Source organism: Streptomyces sp. SPB074 (assembly GCF_000154905.1).
GTDB lineage: Bacteria > Actinomycetota > Actinomycetes > Streptomycetales > Streptomycetaceae > Streptomyces.
In genome coordinates, this window is sequence record NZ_GG770539.1 from 2993830 (window position 1) to 3007428 (window position 13599).

Below are 13599 nucleotides of genomic sequence, written 5' to 3' on the forward strand. Positions count from 1 at the left end.
CCTCGCATGCCGGGGGCAGTGATGAGCGCGGTCAGCGTGCTGATGATGCCCCGCCCACACACCAGAGGTCACGGAATCTCCACACATGAAACGCGCGATCACGGGCAGTGGCTTGGCCCTCTTCACGGACCCCCGAGATGGGCCGCTTGAAGTCCGCGCCTCACGCGCAGGTGCTGAATGCACATCAATAGGCATGAAAGCCCGCACTGGAAGGACAGTAAAGATGCATGTAGGGCGAATATATTATTACGCGCCGACTGCGCCGCACAGCCATGTATGGCCGCTTCGGGCGCAGAGTTCGCGACTGGCAAGTAAGTCACGATTTAGTGCGTGATGATGTTCACACAGAGGCTGCACAGGTAGCGGATCTTCACTTGAGCGTCACAAAATCTCGGGCATCTGCTGTCTCCCGCGTGACCGTCTGGTCTCGCTCCCACGGTCCGAGGGGACTTCCGCCAGTGTTCGGTCAATCGCGGCGCGCGCATCGCCGTCCATCACGTCGTGCCACCAGGACGGTCCTCGGTGTGGCGCTGGTCCTCGGGCTGTTGCCGGCGCAGGCTCTCGCGGTGCCACCGAGCCCTGATCAGGCCGAGGTGGGTCGCGATGAGTTGGTACTGGAGAAGCTGAAGCAGGACAAGCCCGTGGACGGCGGGACCTTCGACGTCAACCTGGACTCACTGAAGGCCGAGGTCCCCGACGACCAGCACGAGGCGCCCTCGGGAACGGCGACACCACCTGCGGCAGGCTCGGGCACGGTGACCTTCTCCGGTAGCGCCGCTCGCACCTTGTCGGCCCAAGCGGCGACTGACGCGGTACCGGTGGGCTCGCTGCCGGTGAAGCTGGGACAGGCTCCCGACCAGCCCGCGCCCACCGGCACCTGGCAGGTCAGCCTGGACGCGCGCACCGACGTGGTCGAGCAGGGCGTTGACGGGGCCGTCCTCCAGGTCGATGCTCCTTCGGCGGATGCCGTTCCGGTGTCGGTCGAGCTCGATTACGCGAAGTTCCAGAATCTCTACGGTGCCGACTGGGCCTCGCGGCTGCGGCTGGTGCAGTTCCCGGACTGCTTCCGGACGACGCCGGACGTCGAGGAGTGCCGGCAGTACGAGGAGCTGGAGACCGCCAACGACACCCTGACGAAGACGGTCACCGCCACCGTCGCGCCCCGCCCGAACACACCCCTCGTCACGCAAGGCGTCTCCGCGCAGTGGGCGAAGACGGCGATCAGTTCGGCCACCGCCTCGGGTTCCTCGGCCGTAGTCGGTGCCGTCGACTCCGGCAGCGGCCCCGGGGGAACGTTCAAGGCAACGCCGTTGGCGTCGAGCGGGAAATGGTCGGCAGGCAACTCGTCCGGCGCGTTCGCCTGGTCCTACCCCCTCACCACTCCGCCGGCGCCCGCCGGGCCCACCCCGCAGGTCTCCCTTTCGTACAACTCGCAGGAGGTCGACGGGAAGACGGCGATCGCTTCGCCGCAGTCGTCGTGGATCGGCGAGGGCTGGGGATACGACCCGGGCCACATCGAGCGCCGTTACCGTTCCTGCTCGGACGACACGAAGAAGCTGAACGCCGGAACCCCGAACAACACGGCGAAGAGCGACAAGACCAGTGACCTGTGCTGGGTGTCGGACAACGCGGTCATGTCCCTGAACGGGAAGAACACGGAACTCGTCAAGGTCGGCGCGAACGGGGACGTCTACCGCCCCCAGCAGGACGACGGCACCCGCGTCGAACTGCGCACGGGCGGCACGAATGACGACAACGACGGCGAGTACTGGGTCGTCACGACCACCGACGGAACGGACTACTACTACGGCCTGAACGCGGTCGGCGGCGGGCACGCCACCACGGACTCCGTCTCCACCGTCCCCGTGTTCGGCAACCACCCCGGCGAGCCCTGCCACCAGAACTCCTTCGCCGACTCCCGGTGCGGCAGCGGCAAGCAGCAGGCATGGCGGTGGGGCCTCGACAAGATCGTCGACCTGCACGGCAACACGACGGTGGTCAACTGGAAGCAGGAGACCAACTACTACAGCGCCCGGAAGAAGTACAAGTCCCCCGAGCAGTACGACCGTTCCGCCTACCCGGCCTCCATCGAGTACGGGATGCGGGCGGACCTGACGAAGCCCGCTGCCACCATCGAGTTCACCGCCGCGCAGCGGTGCCTGGAGTCGGCCACCCTGTGCGCGTCCGCGAACTTCGCCAAGACGGACGACCCCGGCGCCTACCGCTACTGGTGGGACACCCCCGGCAGCCTCAACTGCAAGTCCACTTCGGACCTGTGCCCGAGCTTTCCGTCGTTCTGGACGCAGATGCGCCTGGACACCATCACCACCAAGGCCGCCCGCCCGGGGCAGAGCACCCTCGGCAAGGTCGACAGCTGGAAGCTCAACCAGTCCTTCCCCGAGGAGTGGTACGACAGCGCGCCTGGCCTGTGGCTGAACTCCATCACCCACCGCGGCTACGCCCCAGGCGACAGCACCGGAACCCTGGACTCCGCCTCCGGCGTCAGCTTCACCGCATACACGGTCGGCAGCCGCGACCCCCTGCACAGCAGGCTCCTGGACCGCCAGCTCCCCAACCTCGTCACCAGCGGCCCCAAGGACCAGCGGCCTCCCTTCACGCGCCCGCGCATCGGGATCGTCTCCACCCCCGACGGCGGTGACATCGAAGTCCAGTACACAGGCGGCTGCTCCGCCGAGCCCGCCGCGGACGCCGAGAGCAAGAACGGCACCTGCTTCCCGGTGCGCTGGTCGCCGGACGGCGAGGAGAAGAAGCCCGCGAAGGCGTGGTTCAACAAGTACGTCGTCGCCTCCGTCGTGGAGACGGACAAGGTCGCCGCACACGGCGACCCCATCTACACGCAGTACACCTACAAGGACCCGGCCTGGGCCAAGAGCGACGACGAGTTCAGCAAACCGTCGCTGCGCACGTACAGCGACTGGCGCGGCTACCGCAGCGTCACGACGACCAAGGGGAAGAAGGGCAACGTCAAGGCCGGCGACCCTCAGGCCCAGTCGACGCAGACCACCCGGTACTTCCAGGGCACAGGCGGCACGGTCAAGGACTCCACCGGCACCTACACCCTCACCGACGACGACGCCGAGCCCTTCGCAGGCACTGCGGCGGAGGCGATCACCTACGACCGCACCGACGGGCGAGTCGTCCAGCGCACCCTGAACTACCCCTGGCTCAAGCAGACAGCCTCCCGCGAGCGCGAGAGCGAAGACGGCACGGACCTCACACCGGTGAAGGCGTACCGCGCGGGGATCAAGCGCACCGACGCCATCAGGACCGTTGGCACCACCTGGGAGGCCGTACGCACCACGACCGAGGTCGAGGACACCTACGGGCTGCCGGTCAAGATGGAGACCTCCGTCGTCAAGCCCAAGTCGGGCGGCGAAACCCTCAGCGAGCAGAACTGCGTCGTCACGGACTACGTGCACGACCCAACGGCCGACCGCTGGATCATCGGCCTGCCCAAGCAAGTCCGCACCACCGCGACCCCGTGCTCCGGCGCCGCCGACGCCGACCCAGCCACCAAGCTGATGAGCAGCGTCCAAACCAGCTACGACGGCGGCACCTACGGCGCCACACCGACTAAGGGGGACGCCACGGCCATCGCCACGAACGACGGCGATGGGAAGTGCTGCGGCCTCAAGACGACCCTCACCTACGACGATGCGGGTCGGTCCCGGACCGTCAGCAAGCCCGGTGAAGGCACCGCCGAGACGCAGTACACCCCTGCGATCGACAAGCCGGAGGACAACGGAGGCCCCGTCACCTCCATGAAGGTCCTGGACGCCATGGGCCGTGCCACCGTCTCGACATTCGACCCGGGCCGTGGCTCCGCCCTGACGGTCACCGACCCCAACAACCGGGTCACGCGCACCGAATACGACGCACTGGGCCGCCTCGTCAAGGGCTGGCTGCCCGAGCATGCCACGGCCACCAACCCGGACGTGCAGATCGCTTACCAGGCGGCTGTGGCAGATGCCAAGACGACCTCACCTGCCGCCGTCACCACCCGCACGCTCAAGGACGACGGCACCTACAGCAGCTCCGTCACCCTCTACGATGGCCTGCAACGCGCCGTCCAGACACAGACCGAAGCCCACGGCAGCGGCCGGATTATCACCGACACCAGCTACAACGACCACGGCCTCGTCAACGAGCAGACGAGTCCCTACCTCGCCAAGGGCGAGCCCTCGACCCACTTGTTCGAGCGACGCTCGGACAGCCTGCTCCCCAGCAAGACCCGCACCCGCTACGACGGACTCGAACGCCCCGTCCAGGTCTCCACCTTCTACGGTCAGACCTTCAAGTACGCCACGTACACCACCTACGGCGACAACTACATCAAGGTCGACGCGCCCGGCTCCACCACGCCCGTCACCGACACCTACACCGACGTCCTCGGACGCACCACGTCCATCCGCCAGTACGTCAACGCCGCCGCAACCGCGAAACGCGTCACCGGCTACGAGTACGACGCCCGGGGCAACCTCAGCCAGGTCACCGCCCCCGACGGCACCGAGTGGACTTACACCTACAACGCTCTTGGCCAGCTCAAGAGCCAGAGAGACCCCGACTCCGGTGACAGCAGCTTCGAGTACGACGACGCCGGACGTCAGACCAAGTCCACGGACACCCTCGGGCGGGTCACGTCCACCGATTACGACGTCCTCGGCCGCATCACCAAGGTGTGGGAAGGCGACAAGACCGGCGACCCGGTCAAGGAATACACGTACGACACGCTCCCCGGGGCTCTGGGCCTGCCTGTCTCCTCGACCCGCCGCGACAGTACCGGCGACTACACCAAAAGCGTGACCGGCTACGACGCCGCCTACCGTCCCACCGGCGAAGACATCGTCATTCCTAAGAACGACTTCACCAAGGGACTGGACCGGAACGCTTACTCCTACCAGTACACCTACACCCCCACCGGGAAGCCTCTCAGCGTCACGCTGCCCGCCGTGGGCGGTCTGGCCGCCGAGCGCGTCCTGACCCGTTACGACGAAGACGGCCTCGCCGAATCCACGTCCGGTATCGACTGGTACACCTCCGACACCACCTACTCGCCCTTCGGCGAGGTACTGCGCTCCGTCAGCGGCAAGCAGCCCTCCCGCCTGTGGACCACCAACTTCATCGACGAGCACACGGGTCGCCTCCAGCGCACCGTGACCGACCGCGAGACCGCCGGCCCTCACCGCGTCACGGACAGCACCTACTCCTACGACGCCTCCGGCCTCATCTCCTCCCAGGCACGGCAGTTCGGCGACGGCACCTGGGACAACCAGTGCTACACCTACGACCGCCTCGGCCAACTCGTCCACGCCTGGACCTCCAACCTCATCCCCAACGGCAAGGGAACCGGCTGTAAGAACACCGCCGGCAGCGCCTGGGGCTACCAGAGCAACGCCGAACCCTCCGGAGCCGGGGGCGCGGACGCCTCCGACACCGCCGCGGACACCACCGGCACCCCTGACACCTCCCTCACCGACACCCTCACCGACGCTGGCCCAGCCGCGACCACAATCAGCACCGGCGCCACCAGCTACTGGCAGAGCTTCACCTACGACTGGGCCGCCAACCGCGCCACCCTCACCGAGCACAACACCAGCGACGCCACCAAGAACGTCACCAGCACCTACGCCTACGGCAAGCAGGTCACCGGCAACGGCACCAGCGCCCCCACCCATGCCCAGCCCCACACCCTCACCGCCGTCACCTCCACCGCCACAGGCCAGAACAGCACCTACGTCAACGACGACCTCGGCAATACGGAAACCCGCACCCTGCCCACCGGGACCCAGGACCTGAAGTGGACGCAGGACGGGAAACTGAAGACGGCCACCGTCGGCACGTCCCAGACGACCTACGTCTACGACACCGAGGGAAACCGCCTCCTGGAGCACTCCGCCACCGGAAGCACCCTGTACCTCGGCGAAACCGAACTCACCACAGACGCCAGCGGAAAGATCACCAAGGCCACCCGCAGCTACAGCCAGGCCGGCACCCCCACCGTCACCCGCTCCACCAGCAACGGCGCCACCACCGCCCACCGCCTCACCGTCACCCCCGCCGACCCCCTCGGCACCTCATCAACCGCCGTCGAACTCACCGGCAACCAAGCGGTCACCCGCCGCGAATTCAAGCCCTACGGCGAAACACGCGGAACAAAACCCACCAACTGGCCCGACAAACACACCTACCTCGGCGTCGGCGTCGACGACACCACCACCGGCCTCACGCACATCGGCGCCCGCGAATACGACACCACCACCGGCCGCTTCATCAGCGTCGACCCGGTCATGGACCTCACCGACCCGCAACAGACCAACGGGTACAGCTACGGCAAAAACAGCCCCCTCTCGTCCTCCGACCCCTCCGGTCTGCACGTCGACGGCTCGTGCGGCCCGAGAGGCGAATGCGCGGGCGGGGTAAAGGAAACCTTCGTGATGAACCGGGACGGAGGCTTCGACCAGATCTTCACGAAGAGCACCACGAAGTCCCGCAGTGATGGTTCATACGTTTTCACTGACGAGACATACAATAACGGCGATCGAGTAGCCTACCGGCAGCAGACACTGACTCGCGACAACCAACTCGTTCCGGGTGTAGCACCCAAGGGTGAAAACAGGCGCTGGCGCGACTTCAAGGATCTGTTCAAGGGGTTCGTTTTCGACCCTGCTGACCTGAAAGCGTGCTGGGACATATCACCGGAGTGTGGGTGGATTCTCACCGATATTCCGCTCGTTGGCACGCCCGGCAAAGCAGCCAAGGTCGCCAAAGCCGCCCACGAGGCCGAAAAAGCGGAGAAGCTGGCCAAGAAGATGGCACAGGCAGGAAAGTGCTTGGAGGAAAGTGTCAAGCATAGCTTCCTCGCAGGCACGGACGTGGAACTCGCCGACGGCGGGACCAAGGACATCGAAGACGTAGACGTCGGAGACCAGGTTCTCGCCACCGACCCGGAAACAGGAAAGACATCTCCGCGCAAGGTAGTCGGCACGATCGTCACGCACGACGACAAAAAATTCACCGAACTGACGGTCCGGGCCCACGGCAAAAACTCAAAGATCACCGCGACGGACACCCACCCCTTCTGGTCACTCAGTGACAAGGCGTGGATCAACGCCGGAGACCTCCACCCCGGCGACAGACTCCGTTCGACTGACGAGACCGTCGTCAACATCACAGCGACCCGCCACTACACCAAGCATCAGCGCACCTACGACCTCACTGTCGATCGCGACCACACGTACTATGTGCTGGCGGGGCAGACTCCGGTTCTGGTTCACAATTCCAACTGCCCGCTGACTGGCGGGTTCAAGGTGGGTGTCAGCCCGGACGAGATCGCCGATATTAACCGCGGTTTCGGTGGGGAGACGTTGTTGAGTGGCTCGCCAGCAAACACGTTGGCTAACGCCAGTCGCTATAACAGCTTCTGGGATAAGTCGGCAGTTGTGATCAGGGATATTGCGGGAAGCCATATGTTCAACAATGGAAACAAGCGAACTGCTCAGGCTACCGTTGAGCAGTTGATGCAACGGAACGGCGTCACGAGCGGTCCCACTTCCGCTGATCTCCGAAGTGTCATCGACAGGGTAGGCAAAGGTCAGCTGCATGACGTCAGTGACATCTCAGCAGCCTTGAGGGGCTATTGATGGGAGCAAAAGTGATGGATATCGAGCAGCTCATGGACAAGTTGGGCCGCTCTGGCGTCACTGTCATCCTAAAGGTGGATGATGAGAGGATGGCGGAAGGTGGGGAGCCTTGGACGTTGGTAATGTCGGGGCCGGGGCTAGGTGAGCAGGGATTTATCCGTGCCGAATCTTCCAGCCTCAATGACTGTCTGGAGCAAGGGTTCGTACGGCTACGTGCCAGGCCCGGCGACTGGGAATGGCTGACTGAAATCTAGTAGTCATCGAAGTGAGGCCCTCCCGAGAATTTCGGGAGGGCCTCATGCCGTTTGACGGCAACGGTGACGGCAACGTCAGCGGACGACGGCTGCGTTGGGTGGGTCATCGGAGGCGTCGGTCGGGCCGAGGATGCTGCCGAGGGTCTCGATGGCCTGGCGTTGGAGGCGGAGTCGTACGTGGGCGTAGACGCCGGCGGTGACGCCGATGTGGGCGTGGCCGAGGAGTTCCTTGATGACGACGAGGTCGACGCCTTGTTCCAGGAGCAGGGTGGCGGTCGAGTGCCGGAGGTCGTGGAAGCGGATCGTCCGGAGTTCCGCGCCGTGGAGGAGGCGGCGGAAGCTGCGGGTGAGGTTGGTGGGGTCGAGCGGCTTGCCCTTCGGGGTGGTGAAGACGAGTCCGTTGTCCGTCCAGCTCGTTCCGGCCGTCTGGCGTTCTTCCTGTTGCCGTTCCTGATGGGCCTTGAGGGAGCTGAGGCACTCGGTGGGGAGGGCGATGCGCCGCTCGGAGGCCAGGGTCTTGGTGTTCAGGACGGTCAGGCCCTGGCTGCGGGTGCGCTGGAGGGAGCGATGGATGCTCGCGGTGCCGCCGTCAAGGTCGAGGTCTTCCCAGTGGAGGCCGAGAAGTTCGCCCTTCCGGAGTCCGGTGCGCAGGGCGAGTTCGTACAGGGCGTGGAGCCGGTCGCCGTTGGCCGCGTGGAGCAGTCGCTGGGCTTCGGTGGCGGTGAGGGGCTGGAAGCGCCGGGGGCGGGGCGTGGTCGTCTTGACGTTCCGGGCGACGTTGCGGGGAAGTTCGTCCTCGCGGACGGCGTGTTCCAGGGCCGACTTGAGTACCGCGTGGACGTACGTGACGGTCAGCGGCGAGAGCCGCTTCCCGCAGCACTGGCCGATGGCGCAGCAGGACCGACGGACGGAGTCCCGGTCCCGGGCGCAGCACTGGCAGGTGGTGCGGAGCCCGTCGAGGAAGGTGCGGACGTCGCGGGTGGTGAGCCGGGCGAGCTTCTTGGCGCCGATACCGGGGTTGAGGTGGAGGCGGATGGAGGCGGCGTAGCGGGTGTGGGTGTTCTCCCGGAGGTGATGGACGGCGACGCCGTCCAGCCAGTACGTGAGGTAGGCGCTCACGGTGCTGTCGGCTGCGGCGACGGGAAGGCCGCGGTTGCTAGCGGCGATCTTCTCGGTGAGCTTGGTCATCGCGCCTTTACGGGTAGCGCCGTAGACGCGGACGCGCTTGCGGGTGTTGCCGGGGGCCAGCACGTATCCGGCGGCTTCCCAGCGTCCGTCCTTGCGCTGGTAGACGGTTCCGTCTCCGTTCGCACGGGTGCGGGAGCGGCGGGACGGAGCGGGGTGGGCTGCGGTCATCAGGCGGCTTCCTGTTCGAGGCGGGTGCGGATGAAGTCGGTGAGGGCTTGGGTGGGGATGCGGCGGGCGCGGCCGAGGGTGATCGAGGCGAGCTGGCCGGTGCGGATGAGGTCGTAGACGGTGGAGCGGCCGAGCTGGAGGCGGGCCATGACCTGGGGCACCGTGAGCAGATCCAGGGCCGGGGCCACCTCCTTGCGGAGGGCGGCGAGCGGGGGCGAGGTCATCAGCAGCCCCCTTCGGCCGTGAACTGCCGTTCCAGTTCCTTGCGATGCCAGACACCGGCGGCGAGGAGAGCCGCCCCGGGGCTGTAGCCGGAGCCGAGGTAGTCCCAGCGGCCGACGACGAGCGTGGTCGTCGGGTCGGACTCGGGCAGGCCGGCGTGGGCACGGGCCTGTTCGGTGCGCCAGGTGCGGCGGGCTTCGCGGAGCGCGCCGAGGGTGGTGGAGTAGCTGCGGGACTTGGTGGAGAAATGGCCCCGGAAGCCGAGCATGTGCGCCCACTTCCAGAGCTTGAGGTGGGCGAACTCCGGCAACCTGCCCAGCTCCCAGCAGGTGCGGATCATCTGCCGGACGTGCCGGGCGACGGGGAGCCGGGTCAGCGGGCGGGCCTGTCCGGTCCCCTCGCACGCGGTGCACGGGAGCGGCGTTCCGTGGGGCAGAAGAGTGGCGCCGCGTCCCTGGCAGGGGCGGCAGAGGAGGGTGTGGTCGAGGGTGCCGGAGGCGTCGGCGGACTTGGTGGCGTACTTCGCCACGTAGGCGGCCACGGCCTGGTCGGTGAGTTCGGCGTCGGTGCCGAAGGAGGCGATCTCGCGCACGTCGAACTGTTCGCCCCAGCCGAGTTCGCGATCCCCGGCCGCATCCGACGCAACCGTGACGCGGACCCGTGCTGCGGCTGCGCGGGCGGCCTTGGTGAGCACGGTGATGGTGGCGTACGGCGGCGGGGGCGCGGTGTTGCCGTCGGGGCCATCGAGTCGGATGACGGCGTGGAAGTGGACCAGGCCGCGCTGCTGGTACTCGGCGACCTTCGCGAAAGACACCCGCAGGACCGCGCGGGCGGCCTTCTGGGTCATGCCGAGCCCGGCGGCGATCTCGCGGCGCAGGTACGTGGTGAAGCGGGCCCACAGGGCGGAGGCGTGGGCGTTGAACAGAACCGCGCCTTCGTAGTCGTACGTCCCGGGGTTGAGCGGCGTCCCGATCAGGGCGTCGTTAAGTTCGTGGAGCTTGCGGCAGCGGCAGGGCTGGATGTCGCCGCCGGGGGTGGTGAGGCGGTTGTGGACGGGACCGAAGGATGGCGGGGTGAGGGTGATGAAGACGCGGGGGTGGGTGCGGACGGTGTCGGGCACGGTCTTGCCGCCAGAGAGGCCGGCGCGGATGAGGTGGTAGGTGTCGGCGGCGTAGAGGCGGGAGCAGGCCGGGCAGCGGGAGGCACGGCGGTTGCCGCACGCGGTGAGCAGGCTGCCCGTCGGCTCGTCCGACGTGTTGTAGGTACGCAGCACCTCACCGGTCGTGGTGTCGACGGTCGTGGTCTGCCCGGTCAGGCGGACGGGTTCGGTGCAGCCGCCGAGGTGTTCGATCTGCTGTTGTGCGCGGTCGAAGTCGGGGTGGTTGACGAGGTGGAGCAGGTCCCGTACGGCGGGGCTTGCCACGTCGCGCAGGTCCAGGGTGACCATTCGGGGCGTGTCCCTTCTGTTCGGGTGGGTGGCCCTGAGCAGCAACCAGCCGAACTGGAAGGCATGTTGGTGCTGCTCGGGGCATGACGAACCAGGCCCAGGGGCGGGCGTGGGTTCAGCGAGGAGGATGCGACCAGGGCGGGCCGGTGCTCAGAGTTGAGCGAGTGCGGCGGTGGCCACTGGCAGGGCGACGCCCATGCGCGTGCCCAGGTGGGCGCCGCTGATCGGCGTTCCGTGCTCGGCGCGGTGGGTGTCCGCGATGCGCCGGGCCGCGTCCAGCAGGGCGGCCGGAAGGGCCGGGCCGGAAGCGGGTCGGCCCGTCATGGTGACGATGACCGGCGGAGCGGCGGCCGGAGCCGGGGCGGGCGTCGGAAGTGTCGATGCGGGTGACGGTGCGACGCCGGGCACCGGCTCGGTGACGAGGGTTGCGGCGGTGGCTTCCAGGGGCGGAGTGGGGCGGGTGAGGGTGTGGAACTGGGTGAGGAAGGCGGGGCCGACGTGGCCCCAGCCGAGCAGCAGGAGCGGGGCGACGGTGTCCAGGCAGGCCCGTCCGTAGCGTCCGGCCAGCAGCGGTTCGGCGGTGTTCAGGGCGAGGGTGAGCAGGCCGCACAGGTGCAGCAGCCGGGTGCCGGCCTTCAGCTCCTCCTTGGGGACGCCGCGCAGGGCGAGGAAGCGCAGCGCGACCAGAAGCCCGACGACGGACAGGTCCACCATGGGCGCGATCAGTGGGGCGATCGGGTGGGGGACGCCGAGCCGCAGGGCGAGTGCCCAAACGTTGCCGAAGGAGAAGACGAAGGCCAGGGCCGCGATGACCGCCATGACCACGGTCACGGTGCGCCGGGTGAACCGTTCCTCCGCCACGTCCTCAACCTCCTTTCCGGTGTGGGCTTTCGGGACTACTTGGTGTGCGACGGCGGAGGTGCCGTGGTCCGGCCGGTCGAGGCGAGGAGGGCGTCCAGGCAGAGGTCCGGGTCGGCGGTCAGGTGCGAGGTGGCTTCGGCGACGCGGGCGGCGTCGGCGTCGGAGACGTAGGGGGTGCGGATGCGGGTATAGCCGGGGCGACCCTGCATCGCCATCACCGCGACGCCGACGTAGGCGGGGTCCTGCAGGGTGACCGGGCTGGCATCAGGCCAGTTGCGGATGTCGTCACCGAGCGCGGCCACCGCGGCTTCCACGGTCTTCTGCGCGAAGGACAGCCCGATGGGGCACACGTCGCGGATGAAGGTCGGGATGGCATCGCCGGTGGTTTTCTGGCTGATCAAGATCACCAGGATGCCGACGCTACGGCCCTTCTTGACCAGGTCCTCCACCAGCCGGGCGTTCTCCGCCGTCAGTGCGGCCAGCCGTTTGGTGGTGGCGTCGCTGCCCTTGTACTCGCGTAAGTACGTGTGCGCCTCGTCGATGATCAGGACCGTGAGCGGCCACTGCGGCGAGGGGCCGACGTGCCACAGGTTCTTCACGCCCAGCACGTCACGGATGGTCGCCGAGCGCCGCTTGCGCAGTTCCACCAGGCGCTTGAACAGCGCGTTGGCTTCATCCAGGTCGTCTCCGCAGAACGCGAACATCCGCTTGACCAGGTCGGCGTAGTCGCCCTCCGAGGCCCGCGACACCTTGCCGTCCGCCGTCACGATCTGCACGGACGGAGACGGCGCGAAGTCACAGACGAACTTGTTGACCCCGGAGGTCTTGCCCGCACCCGGGACGCCGGCCACCGTCACCCCGGGCACGTTGGCCAGGGACACGCACACCTTCGCGGCGTACTCGTCGATGCCCAGCTCCCAGCGCGTCAGGTCCACGGGCGGGAGGCCGCTGGGCCGGTGCGTGGTCGGCGTGGTCAAGGGGTCGGATCTCACGCCCCGGATCACCACCTTGCCGGGGCCGTCCGGCAGGACGGAAACCCGCGTGCACTGCCAGGCGTCCGCCAGGAACCGCGCAGACTTCTGGTACTCCTCCACCCCGACCTGCGGCAGCGTCCGGGCCCGCACGATCACCCCGAACCGGTCCGGCGTCACCTTGATGCGGGGCGTCAGCACCCGAGGCGCGGGGGTGGGGCCGTCCTTCTGCGCGGTGATCTGGGCGAGCAGGCTCGGGGTCTTGTCGGTGACCGTCAGCCCGGCCATCCGCGCGAGCCGTGCCCAGCCCCAGCGAACCCGCACGGCCTGCCGCATGCTGACCCGCGTGCCCCGGTCGGCCCACACGTAGCGCACCACCGTCACCAGCAGCCACACACCGACCAGGACGGCCACGGCCAGCAGCGCGTCCGGTGCGTATTCCGGCACGGAATTTTCGAAGCGGATCACTGAGCCGCCTCCATCGTCACCAGCTCCAGGCGGGCGGCGCGGTAGGCGACGCCGTCGGAGAGCTGACCGTTGAAGATCCGCGCCCACGGGGTCGCGAACAGTTCCACCGGCCGCACCATCGCGCCCGGCTTGAGCCCGGCGGCCAGGCCGGTTTCCGGGACGGTGATCTTCAGGACCTCGGCCCGGCCGTCCTCCATGAGCATCACGGTCACCGTGTACAGAGACGCGCCAGTCTCCCGGTCGGTGGCGATCTCCCCGGTCTGCTGGTCCTTGATCTTCAGCGTCGGGTCGGTGCCCGCGATGCACACCGCCGACGGCAGCAGGGCAACACGGATACGCGTCATGGCCATGCCATCACA

General features: G+C 67.6%; 8 protein-coding genes. 2 read left to right on the forward strand and 6 right to left on the reverse strand.

What is annotated here, in order from left to right:
• Positions 1-272: 272 nt before the first annotated feature.
• Positions 273-7661 (forward strand): polymorphic toxin-type HINT domain-containing protein, encoded by a 7389-nt coding sequence (locus tag SSBG_RS12300; RefSeq protein ID WP_008746458.1) that lies wholly within the window; start codon positions 273-275, stop codon positions 7659-7661.
• A gap of 14 nt (positions 7662-7675) precedes the next feature.
• Entirely contained in the window at positions 7676-7915 is a 240-nt protein-coding gene (locus tag SSBG_RS12305) for a hypothetical protein (protein WP_106429332.1), read from the forward strand.
• A 75-nt stretch (positions 7916-7990) separates the two neighbouring features.
• Here the strand turns inward: SSBG_RS12305 and SSBG_RS12310 are convergent, their stop codons facing one another.
• The 6 genes from SSBG_RS12310 to SSBG_RS12335 form a co-directional block, all read right to left on the reverse strand.
• Positions 7991-9271: a tyrosine-type recombinase/integrase gene (locus SSBG_RS12310; protein WP_008746460.1), complete on the reverse strand. Its 1281-nt coding sequence runs from the start codon at positions 9269-9271 to the stop codon at positions 7991-7993.
• Positions 9271-9495, reverse strand: coding sequence for a helix-turn-helix domain-containing protein (locus tag SSBG_RS12315; protein WP_037869591.1), 225 nt, complete (start codon positions 9493-9495; stop codon positions 9271-9273). Before SSBG_RS12315 ends, SSBG_RS12310 begins: the two co-directional genes overlap by 1 nt.
• Entirely contained in the window at positions 9495-10940 is a 1446-nt protein-coding gene (locus SSBG_RS12320; RefSeq protein WP_008746462.1) for a replication initiator, read from the reverse strand. The genes SSBG_RS12315 and SSBG_RS12320 overlap by 1 nt, the downstream gene beginning before the upstream one ends.
• 150 nt (positions 10941-11090) lie before the next feature.
• On the reverse strand, positions 11091-11801 hold the full coding sequence (locus tag SSBG_RS12325) for a DUF2637 domain-containing protein (RefSeq protein ID WP_037869593.1): 711 nt from the start codon (positions 11799-11801) through the stop codon (positions 11091-11093).
• A 35-nt stretch (positions 11802-11836) separates the two neighbouring features.
• On the reverse strand, positions 11837-13240 hold the full coding sequence (locus tag SSBG_RS12330; RefSeq protein ID WP_037869596.1) for a cell division protein FtsK: 1404 nt from the start codon (positions 13238-13240) through the stop codon (positions 11837-11839).
• Complete coding sequence (locus SSBG_RS12335; RefSeq protein ID WP_008746465.1) at positions 13237-13590, reverse strand: hypothetical protein; 354 nt, start codon at positions 13588-13590, stop codon at positions 13237-13239. Before SSBG_RS12335 ends, SSBG_RS12330 begins: the two co-directional genes overlap by 4 nt.
• Positions 13591-13599: the final 9 nt, after the last annotated feature.